Origin of the sequence: Thalassospira sp. NFXS8, assembly GCF_040148805.1 — a bacterium.
Taxonomy (GTDB): Bacteria; Pseudomonadota; Alphaproteobacteria; order Rhodospirillales; family Thalassospiraceae; genus Thalassospira.
In genome coordinates this window covers 801,765-824,030 of the sequence record NZ_JAGEMF010000001.1, presented here as the reverse complement: position 1 = coordinate 824,030, position 22,266 = coordinate 801,765, and the positions used below count along the sequence as shown (strand labels likewise).

Here is a 22,266-nt window from a genome sequence, read left to right as displayed (position 1 = left end):
TTATGCGTTTTTCCGAATTCAATGCGAACATCTAACGATATAGCCGAATATGACCCAAGAGTAAAACTGGCAGGAAACGTCCTATTCAGGCTATAGTCGCTTTCAGATTATAAGTTCAGCGCTTGTGTGCTGGTCAAGGAGGTAAAGAATGAAAATCGAACATCCCTATCTAATGTTTCTTGGCGATGCCCCGGATGAACTGGCCGCGAAGACCGCCATTGGCATCAAACAATGGCGCCCGGAATGGTGCAAGGGCCAATTGCGTTTGGAAAACTGCCATGCCGACCTTGGCCTGCCAGATATGACCATTGCCGAAGCCCGCGAAGCGGGTGTGAAAACCCTGGTTCTGGGCGTTGCCAACCGTGGTGGTATTATCGGACCGGCATGGATGGAAACCCTGCTGGCCGCGATTGACGCCGGTATGGACATTGCCAATGGTTTGCACACCAAGCTGAGCACGATCCCTGAACTGGTTGAAGCCGCCGCCGCCAAGGGCGTTTCGCTGTTTGACGTGCGTCACTTCAGCGGAAAATTGCCGATTGGCAATGGCGAAAAGCGCAGCGGCAAGCGCGTTTTGGCCGTTGGCACTGATTGCTCGGTTGGTAAAATGTATACCGCCCTGGCCATTGAAGAAGAAATGAAAAAGCGCGGCATTAAATCAACCTTCCGCGCCACCGGGCAGACAGGCATTTTCATTGCAGGCGAAGGCATTTCGGTTGATGCGGTGATTTCCGATTTTATTTCCGGTGCTGTTGAAACCATTGCTCCGGCCAATGATGCGGATCACTGGGATGTTGTCGAAGGGCAGGGCAGCCTGTTCCATGCCTCGTTTGCGGGCGTTTCGATGGGCCTGTTGCATGGCTCCCAGGCTGATGCTCTGGTGGTGTGCCACGAGCCGACTCGTACCCATATGCGCGGTTTGCCCGGTTATTCCCTGCCGGATTTGAAAACCACGCTGGAAGTTAACCTGATGCATGCGCGCCTGACCAACCCCGATTGTGTGGTGGTGGGGTTTGCCATTAACACCAAGGCCCTTGATGACGCGGCGGCAAAAAAGCTGATGGCGGACGTGTCGGCTGAATTTGGCCTGCCATGTGTGGATCCGGTGCGCAACGGCGTTGCCCCGATTGTCGACAAACTGCAGGAGATCTGATGTGCCGAAATTAAGCGTCACATCCGAAGTCTGGCCGCTACGAACAGCTTTTAAAATTTCACGCGGGGCGAAAACCCAGGCAGAAGTGGTGGTTGTTACCCTGAGTGATGGGGAATTTAGCGGGCGCGGGGAATGTGTTCCCTATGCCCGTTATGGCGAGTCGATTGATCAGGTGATTGCCGATATCACGGCACAGGCAGACGCACTTGATCGCGGTATGACACGGACGGAATTGCAAGATGCAATGAAGGCCGGGGCCGCGCGCAATGCGGTTGACTGTGCCTATTGGGACCTGGAAGCCAAACGTTTTGGCCGCCGGGTCTGGGATTTGCCCGGGCTTGAAACCCCAGCGCCCGAAGGGCTGGTTACGGCAGAAACGTTAAGCCTTGATACCCCTGATGCGATGCGTGAAGCAGCTAAAAAAGCGGCATCCGCGCCGCTTTTGAAGTTAAAGCTGAACGGCGAGAACGTGCTGGAATCGGTGCGGGCCGTGCGTGAAGGCGCGCCAACATCGCGTTTGATTGTTGATGCCAACGAGGCCTGGTCAATCGAGCTGTTGCGCGATATCGGGGCCGAGCTTGATGCGCTGGGTGTCGAAATGATCGAACAACCCTTGCCTGCGGGCAATGATGACGGGCTGGTAGATATTGATTGCCCGGTTTTGCTGTGCGCGGATGAATCGGTTCATACGGTGGCCGATATTCCGCGTCTGGCCCGGCTTTATGACATGATCAATATCAAGATCGATAAAACCGGCGGTCTGACCGGCGCACTTGAACTTGCCGATGCTGCCCTCGAGGCGGGGATGCAATTGATGGTGGGCTGCATGGTTGGAACATCGCTTGCGATGGCACCTGCCATGGTGGTGGCCGCAAAAGCTCGCATTGTTGACCTGGACGGGCCGCTCTGGATGGCAAAAGATCGCGACGATGGCATTGAATTTACCAAAGGTGTGATGGCATTGCCGGATGTAAATCTTTGGGGATGATCTGACAGGTGTGACGTCGGTTCTTTGTCAGTGCAGGTGATGAATAAAGGGGCAGTTGCAAAACTGCCCCTTTGTCATTTTGGCATTTACCACTAAATATTGCGTATAATATACCGATTATATTCATAATAATTCCGAAAATTTGCTGCTAATTTACTTTTATTGCGAATTTGCTGCTCTTATGGATAGTTGTCATTTCGCAATTATAAGGTGAGGATAGCTTTGAATTTCCGGGGCGCTGGGTGCTCCTGGTCGAAATAGGTGACGGAGCCCCTTGGTGCCAGCCTCGAAATATCCTTTGGCGTCTTCCCTTCGAGGGCGATTGCGATATGATTGTCGCGATCTTGTCATACCTTTTTTCCATAACGATGCCTTGCGTTTGCGGCGTTCGGAAATTTTACGTCATACCGGGCGGCTGGCAGCGGGTTTTGTTCTGCTGTTTCTGTTTTGCGCCCCGTTATGGGACGGCACCTATGAAACGTTGTTTTCTGCCAATGTTTTAAATGTGTCACGGCTGGTCGTTGTGCTGGTGGCATTTTGGGTGGTTCTTGACGGGCGCTTTGGTTCGCGGTTGCGGCGCAAGATGCCTTTATTGCCCTTTGCCCTTTTAATGGTGTCTGCGGGGGTGCTGTTTGGCCTGTCACTGGCCGATCCTGCGGCATTGGCCGCGTCGGTAATGACCCATTCGTTATTGTTGCTGGCAATGGGGATGTTGCTTGCCGCAATGCCCCTGTCCCTGATTGAGGTTTGCGCTTTTCTGGCTATTCCTGCGGCGCTTGATGTGTCGGGGTTGCTGCCCGATACCACGGGTGCGGTGGATGCGGGGTTAATGTCCACCCGGGTGCTTTTTCTGGTTATGACGATGACGGCGGCACTATCGGCATTGTTGCAGTTACACCGAACCATTATCAATATTCAGCAAATTGCGCAGGACCCCCTGACAGGGGCGTATAGCCGTGGTTTTGGCAGCGAAATGCTGTTTTTGGGGTTTGAAGCCGCCCGACGTAATTGCCGCCCGTTTGCAATTGCATTTGTCGATCTGGATAATTTCAAACAGGTGAACGACCAGTTCGGTCATGACCGCGGTGATCGTATTCTGGCCAAAAGTGGTGAAAGCCTGGTTGAGGGCCTGCGCCGTGGCGATGTAGTTGTACGGTGGGGCGGAGAGGAATTTTTGGTCCTGCTGCCTGGTCTTAGTACGGCGCAGGCGCGCGAAGTGATGCGCCGTGTTGTTGAAGATGGCCTAACAGAGCTTCCTGACGGGGGGCGTCAGCATTGTAGCGTCGGCATTGCCGAGCGTATTGAAGACAAAATAGAAGATCCCCATACGCTGGTTGATCTGGCGGATCAGCGTATGTATGAAATTAAAAAAGATCAGGAAACAGACGGTATGGGAATTTCCCGCATCGTTTCGCGCCCCGCCCGGCCTGAAGGGGCCGGGGCGACTGTGATTTTGCACCCGGCCTGCGAACCGTCATTATCTGTCGGAACAATCATTTCCTGATTTTGCCATATCCACAAATTTCTGGCCGCAGGTTCGGGGATATCACCTTGTTTGGAACGCGTGACGTTCCCAGATCAAATCCGGGTTTAAGGGGCAAGAATCTCCTGGTCATGATCATGGCCCTAGCCCCGGCCCCGGGCGTGCAATTTCCCGTCATTTTGAAATTTCGTGGTGCTGCATAACCAGCATGAAGCATCGCCTGCTGTTTCTGCAGTTTTTATGGCTTCAATGCCATAAGCGGGGCAAGGCACTATCGGATCGGTACGCAGGGGTGGGAACGATTAGATGGGTTCGGGCTTGATGTCGCGTGCTTTACATCCTTCTTGTCGTGACGTGCGGTGTGTTTGGTTGTGCTGGTGAAGGTGCAGGTGTTTGTCATTGCAGCTATTGTGCCCCTGGCCCGGGTGTAGCTTTTTCTGTTCTGTGCTTTTTTAAGGGCTTTGCACGGTGCAGGAACACCTGATCATGAGCTGAGCACGTTATGATGTGGTGTTGGGTTACCGATTTTCAGAAAATTTGACGATGCCGGGGTGATAGAATCTTCGTTTTCCGACATTAAGAATGGGAAATTGAAAATTTCGCCCGAATTAATGCTGGCGATTCGGCCCCGATTCTTTTGAAATTTTGGACAGGTTTACTGACCAGGTGCCACAATTTGCGGCATCTGCGGATCGAAAAAGTGTCAGTCCTGTGAATTTTTGGTCAAAAAAACAGCATAAATTTTAATGATAAAAAAATAGACAGAAACATGTTGCAAGGCAGCGAGGATCTGGCTATTCTCCATTTGTGCGCTGCGGTAGGACGTAGCGCATTCCGGCGAGCGACTAGTTCGCTCGTTTCTTGGACGTTTCCTCCCTAGACTTGGGCCGCTGTCATAGGCGGCCTTTTTTTTGTCTGGAATCTAGGGTTTTCAGCGTTTTTGATTGTGGCGTGGCACAATTTGGGTGCTATTCGGGCTCCGGAAAAAATCTCGTTACCGTTTTGTGCGTTGCGGTGTAAGTGGCGGTAATTACGCGACTTGTCCGCTTTATCATGGCGTGTTTGGGGGAGGTGTTGTTCGGGGATCCATCTCGGGGATGGTGCCATCGCCGTCGCCAAGGCCGCGCTGCATGATCACGCTATCGACCCAGCGGCCCAGTTTATAGCCCGCCGACTGCAACGTTCCCGCCACCCGAAAGCCAAGCCGGGCATGAAGGCCGATGGAGGCAACATTTGCGGAATCGCCAATAATGGCGACCATCTGGCGGTATTCCAAGGCGGTACAGCGCGTGATCAGTTCTGACAACAGGGCGCGCCCGGCCCCTTTGCCGACAATTTCCGGGGCAATATAAATGGTATCCTCGACGGTGAAGCGATAGGCCGGGCGGGGGCGATAGGCGCCGGCATAGGCGAAGCCTTCGACATTGCCGTCAATTTCGGCGATGAGATAGGGCAGGCCGCGTTCGCGCACATGCTGCCAGCGTGCCGTCAGTTCGGCAATTTCGGGGGCGCGTTCCTCGAACGAGGCAAGACCATGCAGCACATGGTGGCCGTAAATTTCGGTGATGCGGGCAAAGTCATCGGGTCGGGCATCGCGGATCAGCAAATCGCCCAGTTTATGATCGGTGGTGGCGGCGGTCATTCCAGGGGGCTCCCGTCGAACTGGTGAAAGGTGTCGATAAGTTTGCTCATCTGATCGCGCAGAACAGTGAAACCGCGATGGGGTGTCAGGGTTTCTTCTTCCATATACAGGGCGCGGTTAATTTCGATTTGCAGGGTGTGGACGTGCTGGTCAGGCTGCCCGTAGTGACGGGTGCAATAACCGCCCGCGTAGGGGTCGTTATAGGCCGGGCGATAGCCCATGTCGCGAAAACATTCGCTGACAAAACGGGTTAATGTCGGGTGGCAGGATCGTCCGTAACAATCACCCAGGACCAGTTCAACCGGAGACTGTGTGGAATTCATCGAATCGCCTGGCATCGAATGACAATCGATCAGGATACAATAACCAAACTGGTCACGTGTGGTGTCGATGAGCTTTTGCAGGGCGGTGTGGTAGGGGGTGTAACAGGCATCGATACGTTGCAACGCATCCGTAATTGGCAAGCGGGTTTTGTAAATTTCCACCCCGCCACTGACCACACGCGGGATCGACCCGAGCCCGGACAGGGCGCGCATTGAATGTATATCTGCATCTTCGGGGAGTTCACCGTCAAACATGCGGGGGTCAAGTTCCAGCGCGCCACGATTAACATCGACATAGGCACGGGGAAAATTGGCACATAGAAGTGGTGCGCCGCTTTGGGGGGCAGCGGCAAACAGCCGGTCAACAAAGGCATCTTCCGATGCACGAAGGGCAAAAGCATCGATTCGTGCTTGCGACACCAAATCATCGGGATAGGCCCGACCAGAATGAGGGGATGCAAAGACCACAGGGAGGGTCTGTTGTTGCGGCAAAAAAACAGTCGCCGGGGTGCTGGTGCTTTGTTCAGGTGGCATCAGGTTCATGTGGCTTTCGTCGCACGGGCTGTCAGGGGCACCAACATGGTGCAAATCGGGCGAGGCATTCTCTTATCATGAAGATTTTTTTGCAAAAAGCCAAATGGGGGGTTGCACCTTTGCAAGCCTTGGGCTAAATACCGCTGCGCCGCAAGAAACAACGCTAAAGCATTTTAGCAAGTAACCATATTGCGGCAAACGGAAGATGGCAAGATGGGCCTATAGCTCAGTTGGTTAGAGCGTTCGCTTGACATGCGAGAGGTCACAAGTTCGAGTCTTGTTAGGCCCACCATCTTCGCACATATAAGGGCCTATAGCTCAGTTGGTTAGAGCGTTCGCTTGACATGCGAGAGGTCACAAGTTCGAGTCTTGTTAGGCCCACCATTCCAACCCCGCCCGTTTGGCGGGGTTTTGTGCATTCGGGCCGTTCCTGTCCCTTTTCCCGGTTCCCCAATGCCTTGTTTTTTCATAATTTTTTGAAATTTTATGGATTGAACTTTTTCTGACTTGAAAGCGTGCAGATTGTGTGTTGAATGCATTCAAGTGACAGGTTGCTTTCGTGATGCAGGAGCATGCTATGGGGTTACCATTTGAAACGGTTTTGGGCCTTCTGGCAGGCAGCCTGACGACGCTGGCTTTTTTGCCGCAAGTCCTGCGCACATGGCGCACCCGATCAACTGCAGACATATCGTTGGGCATGTTTTTGGTATTATGTACCGGCATCGCGCTGTGGTTTGTCTATGGTCTGCTCAACGGTGACTGGCCCGTGATCATTTCCAACGGGCTGACCTTCCTGCTCGCATCCATCATTCTGGGGTTCAAAATCCGGCACGGCTGATCGCGAATTGCTCTGCGCCTTTTAAATTGGATCGTTTTTGATTGGAGTTTTCCGCGCCAGATTTTTGGTTAGCAATAAGGCGCGGAAGATATGAAAGCATCTAATTCTCGGACGCGCAGAAAGTATTCATCTTGAAGTAGGGAGAGAGTGGAATGCTGGTTACGGGCATATGCCGCAAGGCCGGCATCAGTCAGGCGACGTATTTTTAATTGTAAAAATAAATATGCGGGTTTGTTGCCCGACGAGATGCGTCGGCCCAAGGCTCTTGAAGACGAGAATAACCGCCTCAAAAAGATTGTTGCCGACCTGATGCTTGATCGTGAAATGCTTCAGGGTGTTATTATTCGCCGAGGGCTTTAATTCCTGACTGTAAGCGCAAGCTGATGTCCGTAAAAACCCTTTTTTCCTATACCGATCTAACAGGGTTTTGAGGGGGCTTTGGTGATTGCGGACCTGGACGGGGTTTTGGGGGAGAAAGTTATCCTGATGGAGGTTCGATAGGAGAAGGTTTGTCAGAGATTTATCAAAACTTAGTATTTTTTAATTTCATTTTCTATATCCTCACGCAGCTGATCAAAAGAGGGAACAACTCCAAGATCAAATGGTGTATAAAAAACAGCAACGCCTACTTCATCCCTCTTCAATTTCGGCAACAACTCATCAACAAATTCTTCAAGAGAAAGTGATTTTGGAACAAAACCATTCCATTCATGATCGGCGCATAAAAGCGTATATTCCTTTAAAGGCCAAACCGGAAATAAATTTTTATCCTCTCCTTGTCCTGCCAAAGCCCATCCATCAAGATGTAGCCCCCAAACCTCTTCTCGATCCACGATTTTTTTTATGAAGTGCGCGTATCTGTCTGGCCCTGGCAGCGCAACAACAGCATTGATTTGTTTCTGACTAATTTCCATCGTGATATCATATAAATTTATATTGAATCATTCTAGTGGCGTTCTGTTGTTCTTCAAACCATTGTCGTCGCATTTACGCCGTAGTCGATGAAGGCTACGATCCTACAAATTTGAATGCTGACATCTATACCTTTTGTAGCTTCTCTACCGCTTGATCAGCCTATTTTCAGGTCAAATACCAGCAGGCCCTTGATGCCACCTTCGGCAAGGCTGACCAGTTCCGCCCCCAATGCTTTGTGGTCGGGCAGGGCAAGGTAGGCATCCCGGGCGGCTTCATCGACAAAATCAATGCAAATGCCGTGCCTGAAACCCTGTTCCAGCCCTTCGGGGCTGATCGACGGGCTGGCGTCGAAATCGCGCATGCCGGGTAGCTGGTCGCGGAGTGCTGCCAGGCGATCAAACAGGTTTTGAATTGTTTTTTCGCTGGTATCAGGTTTGAAATTAACCAGAACAATATGGCGGATCATCAGGCGTACTTCCTTGTATTGGCCAATTGGCGATGGGCGGTTGTTTTTGTTATGTGGGCGCAAAATACCGCATCGCCAGCCGCTTGCCACGATTTATGTGCGCATTACGGCAATGGATTTCCGAAACCGGAAGGCGGCAAAGGCAAAAAACAGCCCGCCAATGCCTGCGACCATGGCAAATTCCGGCCAGACAATATCCAGCCCCGCACCGCGATATAAGATCGACTGGGCAAATTTGACATAATGGGTTGATGGTACAAATGTCATGATCCATTGCATGAGCTGTGGCTGGCTTTCGGTTGGGGTATAGCCGCCTGAAAGCAGGCGCATGGGCAAGACCACCAGCATAAACAACAAGCCAAATTGCGGCATGGATTGTGCCAGCGTGGCCAGAAAAATGCCCAGTGCGGTGGCAAAAAACAGGTATAAGACCGTTCCTGCCAAAAACAGGGCTTCGGACCCGGCAATGGGGACCTTAAGCATCAGCTCAACCACCAGCCCCAATGACAGGCCTGCCGCAACCAGAATGATCAGCCCGTTTGACCATACCTTTGCCATCATAATTTCAAACGGGGCCAGTGGCATCACCAGCAAATGTTCAATGGTGCCATGTTCGCGTTCGCGGATCAGTGCCGCCCCGGCCAGAATGATTGACAGCATGGTTACGTTATTGATGATTTCCATAACGCTGGTAAACCACGAACTTTCGGCATTGGGGTTAAAGGCGTAGCGCAAGACCAGATCGATTGGAGATTGTGCCGTTTCGCCTGCAGCCTGGGTTTTGCCGCCCATCCATGTGCGAACTTCCTGACTGAAAATACTGTTGATATATCCTTCGCCAATTCCCGCCTGCATCATGGCGGTGGCATCGATATTTAACTGGATATCGGGTTTTCGCCCGGCAATCACATCGGCTTCGAAATCGGTGGGAATAACCAGCACAAAGGTATATTGGCCGCTATCCATTACCGGGTCGATATCGCTGTAATTGATCAGGACCGGCGTTTTAAAATAGGGTTTTTCAAGCGCATCTCGCAGGCGGGTTGAAAGTTGCGATCTGTCCTGATCGACCACGGCAATTGATGCGTTATGCAGGTCATGTGACAGGCCGGTGGCCGCGGTGTAAATGGCAAACGAAAATGCCCAGACGATCAGGGCCAGCAACACCACATCCTGTCGCAGACTGAACAGTTCCTTGATCCCCAGGCGATAGATGTTTTCAAGACGATGACGCAGTTTCATGTCCTAGCGCTCCTGCCGGGGAAGAAGCAGCATTGAAAGGCCTGTCAGGGCCGGAAAAAACAATGCCAGAATGATGAATTGCGGATATAGCGCCATTAATCCCAATGCCTTGGTAAAGACCCCGACACTGATGGTCATGAAGTGCGAGGTGGGAATGATCATGGATAAAACGCGCGGCCCGGCCTCAAGCGAGGATATTGGCTGCATCATGCCCGAAAACATGACCGACGGGATCATGGTGGCAATGGCGGTGCCAAACAGGGCGGCAATTTGGGTTTTGGTGAAAGACGAAATCAGCAATCCCAGCCCGGTTGTTGAGACCACAAACAGGAAAGCCCCTAGGACCAATGCCAGAAAGCTGCCTTTTACCGGCACACCAAAGACAACAACCGCCATGAATGTCATCAGGGAAAAATTGATCATTCCCAATGCTATATAGGGCAATTGTTTGCCAAGCAAAAATTCAAACCGGCTTACCGGAGTAACATACAGGTTGGTAATCGAGCCCAGTTCCTTTTCGCGCACCACGCCAACCGCCATCAGCACCGCTGGAATAAATACCAGCAACAAGGCAATCACCGATGGCACAATGGCATAGATGCTTTTGAAATCCTGATTATAGCGATAGCGGGCCTGAATGCCGGCGGGCAGGGTGGTTGCCACATTGCCGGTTTCGCGCATGATGTTGTCGCCAACATACTTTTGGTGAATGCCCTGCACATAACCATGGATGGTTTCGGCGCGAAACGGCATGGTGGCATCAATGGTAGCGGCAATTTCCGGGCTACGATTTTGTTGCAGCTTGCGGCCAAAATTTGGCGGAATTTCTACTATCAGTGCCAGTTCACCGCTTTTGATGCGGTTTTCCATTTCGGCATAGCTGTGCAGGGGTGGTTTTTCCGTGAAATATCGCGATCCGGCCAAACCTTCCAGATAGGTGCGGCTTTCGGGGGTCTGGTCACGATCCAGTGCGGCATAGGTCAGGTTTTCAACATCGAACGTAATGCCAAGGCCAAAAACCGGCATTAAAATTAATGTGCCAAGCAAAGCAAAGACCAGCCGGATCGGATCGCGAATTAACCCCATTGCCTCGCGCAGGCTATAGGCCCACATGCGACGCGGGCTAAAGCCGGGAACAGCGGTTTCCGCCCAGTTGGCGGCCGCGATAAAGGTCTCGTTTTCGGCATCTTCGTCGGTGCTAATCTCGCCAATGCCAGGCGTGGCATCTTTGGCATTCGTACTCCGCCCGGTTTTGTCAGTGTCGCCAGTGGCCTCTTTCAGATAGGCGATAAAGGCCTGTTCCAGCGTTTCGGTGCCGCGTTTTTTTACAAGTGCCGCTGGCGTGTCGCTATCGAGAACCTGACCAGCATGCATCAGGGAAATACGGTCACACCGTGCGGCTTCGTTCATGAAATGGGTGGAAATAAAAATTGTCACATCCTGATTGCGCGACAGATCGATTAACAATTGCCAGAAATCATCGCGTGCGATCGGGTCTACCCCCGATGTGGGTTCGTCAAGAATAAGGATTTCAGGCGAATGAATGATCGCAACAGCCAGCGACAGGCGCTGTCGCACCCCCAATGGCAGTTTTTCAGCCAGATCATCCATATAATGGGTCAAGCCAAACCGGGTTGAAAGGTCATCGATGCGTGACGAGAGTTGATCGGGCGGCAAGTGAAACAGCCGCGCGTGCAAATCCAGATTTTGACGCACGGTGAGTTCGGAATATAGCGAAAAGGCCTGCGACATATAGCCGACCCGTTCGCGCATTTTAAGGTCGGTGCCGTTCGAGGGTTCGCCAAATAGCCATGCCTTGCCCTCGGATGCGGGCAGCAGGCCGGTCAGCATTTTCATGGTGGTGGTTTTGCCGCACCCGTTAGAGCCTAAAAATCCAAAAATCTCGCCCCGCTCAATGCGAAAACTGACATGATCAACAGCGGTGAAATCGCCAAACTTTTTGGTCAGGTCTTTTGCTTCGATGGCGGGTTTATCGCCGCTTTCGGGGCGCGGCGGAATAACCAGTTCCTTGTGGTCCTTGCGCTGGTCTTCGGGCAGAAGGGCGATAAAGGCAGCTTCGAGGCTGTCGGTTTTTGTTTGTTTCAATAATTCCTGCGCCGTGCCGCGCGCCAGGATTTTGCCGTCATTCATGGCAATCAAATGGTCAAACCGGCTGGCTTCATCCATATAGGCGGTGGCAACCAGCACGGTCATGCCCCGGCGTGCCTTGCGAATACTATCGATTAAATCCCAGAATTGCTGACGTGATAACGGGTCAACGCCGGTTGTTGGTTCGTCGAGAATTAAAATGTCCGGGTCGTGGATCAGTGCGCAGCACAGGCCCAGCTTTTGTTTCATGCCGCCCGAAAGATTACCTGCCGGCCGGTTGGTAAATGGGGCCAGCCCGGTGCTTTGAACAAGATTTTCAATGCGTTGGGCGCGTTCGGACTTTTTTTGCCCAAACAGGCGACCGAAAAATTCCAGATTTTCGCGTACGGTTAAATCCATATACAGGTTTTTACCTAGCCCCTGGGGCATATAGGCAATACGCGGCGATGTTTTGGCACGCTGACGGGCGTTGCGCATGTCACCGCCCAGCGTTATGACGTCGCCTTTTTGCACCTGCCGCGCCCCGGAGATCAAGCCAAGCAGGGTGGATTTTCCTACGCCATCAGGCCCGATAAAACCAACGATGCGCCCCTGATCAAGATCCAGATTAATGTTTAACAGGGCATCGGTTTTACCATAGTGATGTGAAACATTTGCGACCCGCACGGCTGGCCGGGTGTCGGGACCGTTCGTCATGCTGTTGTTCTGGGGGTGTGTATCACCGGTGGGGGGAATCATTGGTCGCTGGTCCCGCTGGCCGGGTGATCTGTGGTATCAACGGTGCCAGCCCCGGCAGGCAGGTGAACTTTTAAACGGTCCGGCCAACCGCTGTTGGATGCAAGAATGATATAGGCTTCGCCAGGCAGGCCGGTTTTGACCTTTTCAATGTTTTGTTCCAGCAGATCCGAGCTGATGCGGATTTTAACCCGGAACATCAGTTTTTCGCGTTCGGTCCGGGTTTCAACTTCGCGCGGGGTGAACTGGGCATTGTCGGCAACAAATGAAACCGTGGCAGGAATGACAAAATCAGGTGCTGCATCCAGCACAATCCGTGCTTCGTTGCCAACATAGGCCAGGCCCGCTTGCGAAGTGGGCAAAAACACCGTCATGTAAACGTCGGTTAAATCCAGCAGGGTGACAACCTTGCCACCCGCAGCCAGAACTTCGCCCGGTTCGGCCAGACGGTATTGCACACGGCCGCCACGCGGGGCGGTTAAAACGGAATCATCAATTTGCACCTGAATGCGCGCCACTTCCGCACCCGCAGCTTCGACAGATCGTTCGGCACTGGTCTGGCGGGCATGGGCAGCTTCAAGCTGGGCGACAGCAATGTCGCGGTCCGCTTCGCGCTGGTCCACCTGTTCGCGGGCGATATTGTTATTTTTTACCAGTTTTTGCGCGCGATCCAATTGTTGTTTTGCCAGGCGCAACTGGCTCTCGCGTTGAACAATTTCAGCCCTGGCTTCGGGGACGGCTTCTTTGGCACGGGCTTCTTGCGCCAACGCCTGTGCCAGTTGGGCATCCAGTTCGGATGTATCCATTTTGGCAAGGATATCCCCGGCATTTACCCGGTCGCCTTCATCGACCAGCACTTCGGAAACCCGTCCGGCATATTTGGTGGCGACGTGGATTTCTTCGGCCTCAATCCGGCCATTGCCCGATGCGATATAGTCAGGCAAGTCATCCTGATTTTGCAACCAGGCATAATATCCGCCACCGGCAACGATAATCAGAATGGCCAGCACAATCAGAACAGGGCGCAGGGTTTTCATAAAAGCAGGCTCCAGAATCACATTGTCGATGTGCTGGCAGGACATTCCGCACCGCACAATATTAGAATACACTGGTATTATCGATTTGCCAGCGAGAAGCGGGTGATATTTGCCAATTATTCTAACTTAACGGGTGATGGCCGTCTTTGATCCTTAACAAACCTGATATTCCAGTGTCTTGCCGGGGTGCATAACCAAAAAAGGCCCGCAACAGTGTGCGGACCTTGAAGATACTGGCGGGCGACTTGCGCGGTATGCGGAGTTATAGAACCCGGGCCAGATATTCCGCCGGGCTTTGGGGGCGCACACCTTCCTGACGTTTAACCTGACATCGGCAGGAAAAACCGGTGACAAGCATGTTATTCACCCCGGTTTTCTCGGCTTTTTTCTGCCAGCTCATTTCATAAAGGCGGCGCGAATTATCGTGGTTGGCGGTTTCGTGGCCATAAACCCCGGCCATGCCGCAACATCCGGTACGTTCGGCCGCCAGTTTGATGCCAAAGGCATCGAATATTTTTTGCCATTTCACGCTGACATCGGGGATCGATGTTTTTTCGGTGCAATGGGGGAAAAGGGTTGGCACGCTGTTTTGATCAATGGTGGTCGTCATTTTTGGCGGGGTTAAGCGGCCATTGCGAATTTCGCTTTCAAGCCATTCATGAAACAAATTAACCCGGTAATCGGGCCGGTTTTGCAGCCGTTGGGAATATTCCTGACGGTAGGTTAGCGTTACGCTGGGTTCAATACCGATCATCGGAATGCCAAACTGCGCCAGGTCGCCATAAACTGCATCATTGTCGCGGGCTTGTTTGTCGAACTGTTTTAAAAAGCCTTTGACGTGCTGCGCTTTGCCATTGGGGCGATACGGCGGCACAAAAACCCGATAGCCCAGTTTGCGCAGCAAATCGACATGGCCCAAAAATGTTTCGACATCATAATGGGTGGTGAAACAATCCTGTATCAGCAAGACAGATTTAACCCGTTCGGCATCGCTCAGGGTTACAAGCTGGTTTTTGCTAAAGGGGGCAATACCACGGGCATGAAGGGCCGGGGCCAGTTTGCGCGTACTGGTTTTGGGCAAATCTTCCAGCCCGGCAAAGCGGGCAAAGGCCCATTTCACCGGCGGCAGGGATTGCAGCATATTAAACAGAGCCGGGGCCGATGCTGTTAGCGGGGCCAGCCGTTCCAGGCGGGCAATGACGTAATCCTTTAACGGACGCGGATAGCGGGCATGATAGGCGGCCAAAAACCGCGATTTCATTTCGGGAATATCCACCTTGACCGGGCATTGCCCCGCACATGCCTTGCACGAAAGGCATCCATTCATGGCGTCATAAACGTCGTGGGAAAAGTCGCGCGCATTGGCAAAGGCCAGCTCGGGGGCTTCGGCATCGGTGCCGACACTGATCTGACGGATCCATTCGCGTACCATGCCCGCACGGCCCTTAGGCGAATGCACCCGGTCGCGCGTGACCTTGTAAGACGGGCACATGGCGTCGAAATCGTCATAGTTAAAACAGGCGCCGTTGCCGTTACAGCGTGTTGCGTTCAAGTATTCGTTTTTCAGCCCCGCTTCGATCTGGCGGTCTAGCTGGCCGCGCATCGGGGCTTCATCAATCGGGGTTATCGGCAAATCCATGCCATAGGGCGATGCGATTTTGCCGGGGTTAAGCTGTCCTTCGGGGTCAAATTCCTTTTTGATGCGGCGCAGCACATCATAAAGCTCCGGCCCGAAATAGACCGGCGAAAATTCACCGCGAAAACCTTTGCCATGTTCGCCCCAGATCAGGCCGTTATATTTTTTGGTCAGTTCCACCACGCCGTCCGAGACGCGACGCAGGCGAATTTCGTCTTCCTCGTCGCACATATCGAGCAACGGGCGCACATGCAGGCAGCCAACATCGACATGGCCGAACATGCCGTAATCCAGCCCTTCGCTATCCAGCAAGGCGCGAAATTCGGCAATAAAATCAGCCAGGTTTTCGGGCGGAACGGCGGTGTCTTCGACAAAGGGGGTGGCGCGGCGCTTGCCTTCAAGGTTGCCCAGCAATCCGACCGCTTTGGATCGGATCGACCAGATCGCGGCCATTTGGGCCGGGTCTGTGGCGACCACCGACCCGATGGGGGCATTGGCCTCGTTCGGATTGTCGGCCAGATATTGCGCTAGTTGGCGCTGTTTTTCGGCCAGTTCATCGGCGTCATCGGTGGCAAATTCAACCACGTTAAACCCGCGTGTTGGTATGGTCGCGCCGTCTGTGCCCAGCAGCTTGGCCAGCAAATGCCAGCTTTCGTCTTGCTCGGCCAGTTTCATTACCTTGTCATCGATGCTTTCAATCGCAATTGGATCAAAGGCCACCAAACGGCCCACATGGCGCAGGGCATCATCAAAGCTGGCATAGCGTACAACGGTTAAGGCTTTGTATTTGGGCAGGCGAATAACGCGAAAGGTGATTTCCTTGGTCAGGCCCAGGCTGCCTTCGGCACCGGCGATCAGGAAGCTAAGGTTGCTGGCACCGTCATCGCTAACCGCTTCTTTCAGGTTATAGCCGGTCAGCCCGCGATTCATTTCCGGGAAGGTGGATTTGATCTGGTCGCGGCGCGGTGAAATTTCGTCGATGATTTTGCGATAAACGCCGCCGATGCGGGTTTTTTGCGCTGCCTCGATGGCGGTTTGTTCGGCATCCAGGGCCGATGTGACAAAATCGCTGCCATCCACCAGAACTGTCGTCATTTTTTCGATGTAATGGCTGGTTTTGCCGTAAATGCGCGATCCTTTACCCGAACTGTCCGATCCGACCATACCGCCCACCGTGGCGCGGTTGGCGGTTGACACATTGGGCGGAAAGAAAAAGCCGTGTGGTTTTAGCCACGTATTTAATTGTTCCAGCACCACACCGGGTTCAACCCGCACCAACCCGGTTTGCGCATCAAACTCGATGATGTTGTTGAGGTATTTCGATGTATCGACAATCACGGTGTTATTAAGTGATTGGCCATTGGTGCCGGTTCCGCCGCCGCGCGGGGTTAGTTTGACCCGGCGAAATTCGGCGCGTCCTGCCAGTTCCATCACCACATTGATGTCGTCGCGCTGGCGCGGTTGCAGCACGGCACGCGGCATGACCTGATAAACGCTGTTATCTGTCGCATGGATCAGGCGGGTGGGGAAATCGGCATGGATTTCACCGCTAAATTTGCCTTCCAGTTCCAGCGTTTTTAAAAATGCCAGTGTCAGATCATCAAGGCTGCGATCAGGGGTCAGTTTCGGGATCATCGAAATCTCTGTCTACGGGGACGGGATATGTTGGGCAGGGCGGCTATGGCGTAATGTGGACGGTTGTTTTTGTAATGTCACCTTATTCAACCGGATTATGATTGATTGTACAAATCGAAAATTCCGAATTATTATTCGATTTTTACATATAATAAAGCTGGTTTTAAAATGTTGTCATCGGTCAGTTTGCGCCATTTGCGCGGGTTTATTGCTGTTGCGGAACAGGGGTCCTTTACGCAGGCCGCCAACGTGTTGGGCATAACCCCGCCCACCTTGACGGCAACCATTCGCCAGTTTGAAGACATTATTGGCATGTCGTTGTTTGACCGAACCACCCGGCAGGTCGCACTTAGCACGGGCGGGGGGCGGTTTTTACCGGTGGCGCGCCGCCTGATGGCTGACTTTGAAATGGCCCTTGATGATCTTGATGCGCAGTCCAAAGGGTTGGGGGGCAAGGTTGTTGTTGCCGCTGCACCATCGGTGCTGACGCGAATTTTACCGCAGATTATTGTCGAGTTTCATGCCGCCCACCCCGATGCCAGTTTGCGGCTGGATGAAATGAATGCGGGCGAAGTTCATGACGCGGTTGCCAAGGGAGAAGTTGATTTTGGCATCGCTGGCGACTGGAAGCCCTTGCCCGACATTCAGTTCGAACCGCTTTTTAGTGATCAATTGGGGGTGGTGTGTCGCCATGATCATCCTTTTGCTGGCCGTACTCAGGTGTTGTGGCATGAACTGGTGGATTACCCTTTTGTCGGCCTGGGGCCGGAATCGGGAACCGGGGCGATATTGGCCCGGCACAGCGGGTTCAATGCCCCGCCTGCTTCCATCGTTACCGATGCGCTGGATGGCGGCCATCAGGACCGTTCGCATTTGGAATTCGAACCGGACGGAGGGCACCCTGATAAAGCCGATATACGGCGTAGCCATGCGCTTCGGCCTGTTGTGGAAACATCAAACACAGTAACGCTTTGTGCCATGGTTGCCGCGGGCATCGGCATTACTATTTTGCCCGAACTGGCCGCGCGGGTAGAGGCCAGCCGTGACCTTGTTTTTGTTCCCCTTGGGGCGCCGGTACGCGAACGCCAAATTGGTGTTATTCGCCGTAAAAGTCGAAGCCTGTCGCCAATTGCGCGTATTTTTCTTGATATCGTTCTTGATCGGGCACCAACCATGCCGTTGGCCGCGCGGTTACGATGGCATTTGCCGTTTTGAAAACCTTTGTTCTGTTGCCCCTTGCGATTTGTTTTGAACGACTACAGTTAAGGTGGATGCTATCTTCGCAATGCAGCATCGCCCGCACAGGGCACGATGTCGTGCATAATGGGCCGGAAACAGGCCCTGATACTGTCCCGATTGGAGAACAAGATGGCGCCTGATTCTTCTGTATCTTCCCCGTCCCGGAAAACAAAATCCCGGCCAAAGCCCATTTCCCGACCCGTTCGGAGAACGCCGAAAATTTGTGGTAAACCGCCATTTAATGCGCAAAACCGGTTGTCGATTGATTTGGCGTTGCAAGGCGGCGGATCGCATGGTGCCTTTACCTGGGGGGTGCTGGACAGGTTGCTTGAGGAAGACTGGATCGACATCGAAGCGATTTCCGGGACATCGGCCGGGGCAATGAATGCCGCGGTTATGGCCGATGGCGTTGCGCAAGGCGGTCGCGAAGGCGGTCGGGCAGCCCTGGAAAAGTTTTGGCGAAAAATATCTGATGCTGCGCGGTTTAGTCCGCTTCAACGTGGCCCGCTTGATATTTTGCTAGGCAACTGGTCGTTGGAAAATTCGCCGTTCTTCCAAATGATGGATATGACAGCGCGGGTTTTTTCGCCTTATCAGCTAAACCCGCTGGGGGGCAACCCGCTGTCGGATATTTTAAATGAAATGGTGGATTTTGATCGGCTGACTCATGGCGATATTCGCCTGTTTGTGACGGCAACCAATGTGCAAACCGGATGTGGGCGCATTTTTCGCAACGAGGACATTGATGTTGATGTGCTGCTGGCGTCTGCCTGTTTGCCGATGATGTATCATGCCGTTGAAATTGACGGCGAGCCTTATTGGGATGGTGGATATTCGGGCAACCCCGCAATTGCGCCTTTGGTGCGTGAATGCGCGGCCAAAGATACGATTCTGGTGCAGATCAACCCGGTTGAACGCCAGGGCACGCCAAAGTCCGCCCGCGATATTGCCAGCCGGTTAAACGAAGTATCGTTTAATTCGGTGTTGTTAAAAGAACTGCGCATGATTGCCCTGTTGCGCCGCGTGGTCAGTGACGAGGAAGAGGAAGGGGCGCGTTGGGCAGAAATGCGGATGCACCGCATCACCGGAGATGTGATGCTGGATCTTGATGCATCGTCGAAAATGAACGGTGAATGGTCGTTTCTGGAAATGCTGCGTGACGAGGGCCGTAAGGCAAGCGAAGCATTTTTAAAGACGCATCAGTCCGACCTTGGGGTGCGCCCCAGTCTGGATATTGATGCCATGTTGCCCGAAGTTTAGGTTTGGCGATGTCGTCATAAAAGTTTCGTTATTTCGATATTGTTCTGGAAGGCGCGCGCCGTAATCTGTGATCCTTGCATCGGGGTTTCCTTGTGAAAGGCGCGGCCATGTTAATTGCCCAAATAACGGATTTGCATATTCGTGCGGATCGCCAGCTTGCCTATGGCCAGGTGGATACCGCGACCGCCCTTGAAAATGCGGTGGCCCATGCGCAGGCGCTCGACCCGGCACCCGATGTCATTTTATTTACCGGGGATATTGGTGATATCGGCATTGCCGGGGAATATGACCTGGTAGCTGAAATATTGGCACCATTGTCATCGCCCTGGTACATGATACCGGGCAATCATGACAGGCGGGTTGCGCTGCATCGTGCCTTTCCGCGTGCAATACCGGCGCAGGCAGGGGGGTTTTTGCAATATGCAGTGCGGGATTTTCCATTGCACCTTATTGCGCTTGATACCCTGCATGAAGGGTTCGGGCATGGCGTTTTATGTGCGGAACGTTTGACGTGGCTGGATCGTGAACTGGCCCGCCACCCTGATCAGCCAACCCTGATTTTCATGCATCATCCGCCCATCATCAGTGGAATAGACCATATGGACGGGCTCAGGTTGCTGCCCGATACCAACAGCGGCGACACCCCGGTGGATGAAATCGGGGCCGCGGGGCTGGCGGCGGTGTTGGCACGTCATGGGTCAGTCGTGGGCATTATTTGCGGTCATATCCACCGGCCCATACATTGTTTGTGGCACGGCGTTCCGCTAAGTGTGGCACCGTCGGTGGCGCATCAGGTTGTTGGTGATTTTCGCAAAAATGGCCCGGCGGCGTTTAATCTGGAGCCACCGGCTATTTTGCTGCATTTCTGGTCGGATGCCATGCATGGGCAGGGGCTTTTGACGCATACAAGTTATATCGGTCATTATGATGGCCCTTATCCGTTTTTTGATAAGACCGGAAAGCTGATTGGCTGAGATGCCTCTGTTTGTTTACGCAAATTGCAGCAGGGGTGAAAAGACCCTGCTGCAATAGTTGCCAGCTAAAACCGGATGGCCTCGGATATGACCAGTGGGTGAGGTGTGCCGGGTTAAATGTTCATCCCGCCGGAAACCTCGATCCGTTGGGCATTGACCCAGCGATTGTCATCAGAAAGCAGCGACGCAATCATGGGGCCGATGTCATCGGCAACACCGGCACGACCAAGGGCGGTAACACTTGAGACCATTTTATTGTAATTGGCATTGTCACGAACAGCACCACCACCAAAATCGGTTTCGATGGCACCAGGGGCCACGGTGTTGGCCGTAATGCCGCGTGCGCCCAATTCCTTTGCCAGATAACGGGTGAAAACCTCGATCCCGCCTTTCATCATGCCATAGGCCGCATAACCCGGGCCGCTAAAGCGGGCAAGGCCGCTTGAAAGGTTAATGATGCGTCCGCCATCGGCCATCAGGGGCAATAATTTCTGGGTCAGGAAAAACACGCCTTTGAGGTGAATATTCATCAGGCGATCAAATTGTTCTTCGGTGGTTTCCGTGATCGGCGCATTAATGCCAATACCGGCATTGTTGACCAGGAAGTCAAAACTGCCGCGGCCCCAATTTTCGCTCAGGGCGGTTTTAAGGCTGGCAACAAAATCATCGAAACTTTCTGTGACGCCGCTGTCAAGCTGAAGGGCAACGGCATTGCCACCCAGTTCGGCAATTTCTGCTACGGCTGCGTCAGCTTCGGCACGGTTTGAATGATAGGTCAGAACAACATCAATTCCCTTGCGGGCCAGATTAACAACGGTGTTACGACCAAGGCCACGGCTGCCGCCCGTAACAATGGCAATTTTGGATGCGGTTTGCGCTGTCATGTGCAAAATCTCCGTTCGGGTTTGTGTTGATTGCAAGCTACGCCTGCCGCGTTTTTACTGCATGCCCGGTCATGCGAAGTTTTTGCCTGATTCTCCAAAACGTGGTGAAGGGGCTTTGTCAATGCGGCGGGTCAGGGTAGTTTTACGGGAATAATCCTCTGTAATTTTTTGTCCTGATAGGGAAGCGCGGTCATGGTGTTTGGTCCGAAATATGACGAAATCAAAACAGCACTTTCATCTTGCCTGGCGGGGCTGGGCGCGGAGAACGGCGTGCATAAAACCGCGATTGACGGGGTTATGGTCATGCGCGAAACCGCACCAACAGGGCTGATACACATGATGTACCGGCCTGTTTTATGTCTGGTCATGCAAGGTGCAAAGCAGGTGACAGTGGGCGGAAAAACCACCGGTTTTCAGGCAATGCAGTCCCTTGTTGTCAGTGTTGATTTACCCGTGATCGGCAAGGTTACCAGGGCCACCTGCGACGAACCGTTTCTGGCAATGTCGATCGATATTGACCTTGCTGAAATCCGCGATTTATTGGCGGAAATTGAAAAGGATGTTGGCGCAGGCAATACAAGCAGCAAAACAGACCAGCCCGCGCTGTATATTGAAAATGTCGATGACGCGATGCTTGATTGTGCCGGACGTATTTTTCAACTGCTAGAGCGGCCCCAGGCGATCAGCGTGGTGTACCCGTTAATTCGCCGAGAAATATATTATTGGCTGTTATCTGGCCCGCAAGGTGATGTTTTGCGCCGCATGAGCCTGCCAGACGGGCATACAAGACGCATTGCCCGGGCAATCCATAAAATCCGCAGTGCCTTTAACGAAAGCCTGCGGATTGACCAGCTTGCCGAGATGGCCGGGATGAGCGTTTCATCCTTTCATCAGCATTTTAAATCGCTTACCGGCATGACGCCGTTGCAATATCAAAAGGAATTGCGCCTGCGTGAAGCCCGCCACCTGATGGGGACCAATGCCCTGTCGGCGACCGAGGCGGCCTATGAGGTTGGCTATGAAAGCAGTAGCCAGTTTAGCCGTGAATTTGCCCGCTTGTTTGGCATGACTCCACGGCAAAGTATTGCCCGTATGCGCACAACTACGATCAATTAAGTGGCCTGCTATATCGGTGCAACTGTGACGGGTTTAAACGATCCGTGCAGGTAACCC

17 protein-coding genes, 2 tRNA genes and 1 pseudogene are annotated in these 22,266 nt (G+C 53.0%); 11 read left to right on the top strand and 9 right to left on the bottom strand.

The annotated features are described in order from the left end of the window. Positions 1–148: 148 nt before the first annotated feature. The 3 genes from dgcN (at position 149) to J4E05_RS03735 (ending at position 3,645) form a co-directional block, all read left to right on the top strand. Entirely contained in the window at positions 149–1,153 is a 1,005-nt protein-coding gene (gene dgcN / locus J4E05_RS03745; RefSeq protein ID WP_085590502.1) for an N-acetyltransferase DgcN, read from the top strand. Between the two features lies 1 nt (position 1,154). Then, a complete protein-coding gene (dgcA, locus tag J4E05_RS03740) occupies positions 1,155–2,141 on the top strand; it encodes an N-acetyl-D-Glu racemase DgcA (protein WP_349592487.1) in 987 nt (328 codons plus the stop codon). Between the two features lie 379 nt (positions 2,142–2,520). Next, on the top strand, positions 2,521–3,645 hold the full coding sequence (locus J4E05_RS03735) for a GGDEF domain-containing protein (RefSeq protein WP_349592485.1): 1,125 nt from the start codon (positions 2,521–2,523) through the stop codon (positions 3,643–3,645). A 1,030-nt stretch (positions 3,646–4,675) separates the two neighbouring features. Here the strand turns inward: J4E05_RS03735 and J4E05_RS03730 are convergent. Then, positions 4,676–5,266, bottom strand: coding sequence for a GNAT family N-acetyltransferase (locus J4E05_RS03730; protein ID WP_085590493.1), 591 nt, complete (start codon positions 5,264–5,266; stop codon positions 4,676–4,678). Next, positions 5,263–6,132, bottom strand: a complete 870-nt coding sequence (locus tag J4E05_RS03725; protein WP_349592483.1) for an N-formylglutamate amidohydrolase — start codon at positions 6,130–6,132, stop codon at positions 5,263–5,265. Before J4E05_RS03725 ends, J4E05_RS03730 begins: the two co-directional genes overlap by 4 nt. Positions 6,133–6,338: 206 nt before the next feature. Here J4E05_RS03725 and J4E05_RS03720 point away from each other — a divergent pair. From J4E05_RS03720 to J4E05_RS03705, 4 genes and pseudogenes are all read left to right on the top strand, one after another. Next, a tRNA-Val gene (locus J4E05_RS03720) sits at positions 6,339–6,415 on the top strand. A gap of 15 nt (positions 6,416–6,430) precedes the next feature. Next, positions 6,431–6,507 (top strand) — tRNA-Val (locus J4E05_RS03715). Positions 6,508–6,700: 193 nt separating this feature from the next. Then, positions 6,701–6,961, top strand: a complete 261-nt coding sequence (locus J4E05_RS03710) for a SemiSWEET transporter (RefSeq protein ID WP_349592481.1) — start codon at positions 6,701–6,703, stop codon at positions 6,959–6,961. A 128-nt stretch (positions 6,962–7,089) separates the two neighbouring features. Next, positions 7,090–7,318, top strand: a pseudogene (locus tag J4E05_RS03705) (transposase); the annotation flags it as partial. A 173-nt stretch (positions 7,319–7,491) separates the two neighbouring features. Here the strand turns inward: J4E05_RS03705 and J4E05_RS03700 are convergent. The 6 genes from J4E05_RS03700 to J4E05_RS03675 form a co-directional block, all read right to left on the bottom strand. Next, positions 7,492–7,875, bottom strand: coding sequence for a DUF2750 domain-containing protein (locus tag J4E05_RS03700; RefSeq protein ID WP_349592479.1), 384 nt, complete (start codon positions 7,873–7,875; stop codon positions 7,492–7,494). A gap of 155 nt (positions 7,876–8,030) precedes the next feature. Beyond that, a complete protein-coding gene (locus J4E05_RS03695; protein WP_349592477.1) occupies positions 8,031–8,342 on the bottom strand; it encodes a Dabb family protein in 312 nt (103 codons plus the stop codon). Positions 8,343–8,435: 93 nt separating this feature from the next. Continuing rightward, complete coding sequence (locus tag J4E05_RS03690) at positions 8,436–9,584, bottom strand: ABC transporter permease (protein ID WP_085590485.1); 1,149 nt, start codon at positions 9,582–9,584, stop codon at positions 8,436–8,438. Between the two features lie 3 nt (positions 9,585–9,587). Beyond that, positions 9,588–12,389 (bottom strand): ribosome-associated ATPase/putative transporter RbbA, encoded by a 2,802-nt coding sequence (gene rbbA, locus J4E05_RS03685; RefSeq protein ID WP_349592475.1) that lies wholly within the window; start codon positions 12,387–12,389, stop codon positions 9,588–9,590. 38 nt (positions 12,390–12,427) lie between these two features. After that, positions 12,428–13,465 carry an HlyD family secretion protein gene (locus tag J4E05_RS03680; RefSeq protein WP_085590483.1) on the bottom strand — a complete coding sequence of 346 codons (1,038 nt, stop codon included), beginning with the start codon at positions 13,463–13,465 and terminating at the stop codon, positions 12,428–12,430. Positions 13,466–13,727: 262 nt separating this feature from the next. After that, positions 13,728–16,736, bottom strand: coding sequence for an FAD-binding and (Fe-S)-binding domain-containing protein (locus J4E05_RS03675; protein WP_349592473.1), 3,009 nt, complete (start codon positions 16,734–16,736; stop codon positions 13,728–13,730). Between the two features lie 168 nt (positions 16,737–16,904). On the opposite strand from J4E05_RS03675, the gene J4E05_RS03670 reads away from it, so the two are divergent. From J4E05_RS03670 to J4E05_RS03660, 3 genes are all read left to right on the top strand, one after another. Beyond that, complete coding sequence (locus J4E05_RS03670; RefSeq protein WP_349592471.1) at positions 16,905–17,951, top strand: LysR family transcriptional regulator; 1,047 nt, start codon at positions 16,905–16,907, stop codon at positions 17,949–17,951. Positions 17,952–18,230: 279 nt separating this feature from the next. Then, positions 18,231–19,235, top strand: coding sequence for a patatin-like phospholipase family protein (locus tag J4E05_RS03665; RefSeq protein ID WP_246832921.1), 1,005 nt, complete (start codon positions 18,231–18,233; stop codon positions 19,233–19,235). Positions 19,236–19,342: 107 nt separating this feature from the next. Beyond that, on the top strand, positions 19,343–20,209 hold the full coding sequence (locus tag J4E05_RS03660; RefSeq protein WP_349592469.1) for a phosphodiesterase: 867 nt from the start codon (positions 19,343–19,345) through the stop codon (positions 20,207–20,209). A gap of 113 nt (positions 20,210–20,322) precedes the next feature. Here the strand turns inward: J4E05_RS03660 and J4E05_RS03655 are convergent, their stop codons facing one another. Continuing rightward, positions 20,323–21,093: an SDR family NAD(P)-dependent oxidoreductase gene (locus J4E05_RS03655; protein WP_349592467.1), complete on the bottom strand. Its 771-nt coding sequence runs from the start codon at positions 21,091–21,093 to the stop codon at positions 20,323–20,325. A 192-nt stretch (positions 21,094–21,285) separates the two neighbouring features. Here J4E05_RS03655 and J4E05_RS03650 point away from each other — a divergent pair, with 192 nt between their 5' ends. Further along, complete coding sequence (locus J4E05_RS03650) at positions 21,286–22,209, top strand: AraC family transcriptional regulator (protein ID WP_349592466.1); 924 nt, start codon at positions 21,286–21,288, stop codon at positions 22,207–22,209. The last annotated feature ends 57 nt before the right edge of the window (positions 22,210–22,266 follow it).

Excerpts from the sequence above, each read along its gene's own strand:
- J4E05_RS03650 (WP_349592466.1), top strand. The coding sequence starts at position 21,286 with ATGGTGTTTGGTCCGAAATATGACGAAATCAAAACAGCACTTTCATCT.
- J4E05_RS03675 (WP_349592473.1), bottom strand. The coding sequence starts at position 16,736 with ATGATCCCGAAACTGACCCCTGATCGCAGCCTTGATGATCTGACACTG.
- J4E05_RS03710 (WP_349592481.1), top strand. The coding sequence starts at position 6,701 with ATGGGGTTACCATTTGAAACGGTTTTGGGCCTTCTGGCAGGCAGCCTG.
- J4E05_RS03690 (WP_085590485.1), bottom strand. The coding sequence starts at position 9,584 with ATGAAACTGCGTCATCGTCTTGAAAACATCTATCGCCTGGGGATCAAG.
- J4E05_RS03655 (WP_349592467.1), bottom strand. The coding sequence starts at position 21,093 with ATGACAGCGCAAACCGCATCCAAAATTGCCATTGTTACGGGCGGCAGC.
- J4E05_RS03670 (WP_349592471.1), top strand. The coding sequence starts at position 16,905 with ATGTTGTCATCGGTCAGTTTGCGCCATTTGCGCGGGTTTATTGCTGTT.
- J4E05_RS03725 (WP_349592483.1), bottom strand. The coding sequence starts at position 6,132 with ATGAACCTGATGCCACCTGAACAAAGCACCAGCACCCCGGCGACTGTT.
- dgcN (WP_085590502.1), top strand. The coding sequence starts at position 149 with ATGAAAATCGAACATCCCTATCTAATGTTTCTTGGCGATGCCCCGGAT.
- J4E05_RS03700 (WP_349592479.1), bottom strand. The coding sequence starts at position 7,875 with ATGGAAATTAGTCAGAAACAAATCAATGCTGTTGTTGCGCTGCCAGGG.
- J4E05_RS03660 (WP_349592469.1), top strand. The coding sequence starts at position 19,343 with ATGTTAATTGCCCAAATAACGGATTTGCATATTCGTGCGGATCGCCAG.
- J4E05_RS03730 (WP_085590493.1), bottom strand. The coding sequence starts at position 5,266 with ATGACCGCCGCCACCACCGATCATAAACTGGGCGATTTGCTGATCCGC.
- J4E05_RS03680 (WP_085590483.1), bottom strand. The coding sequence starts at position 13,465 with ATGAAAACCCTGCGCCCTGTTCTGATTGTGCTGGCCATTCTGATTATC.
- rbbA (WP_349592475.1), bottom strand. The coding sequence starts at position 12,389 with ATGACGAACGGTCCCGACACCCGGCCAGCCGTGCGGGTCGCAAATGTT.
- J4E05_RS03695 (WP_349592477.1), bottom strand. The coding sequence starts at position 8,342 with ATGATCCGCCATATTGTTCTGGTTAATTTCAAACCTGATACCAGCGAA.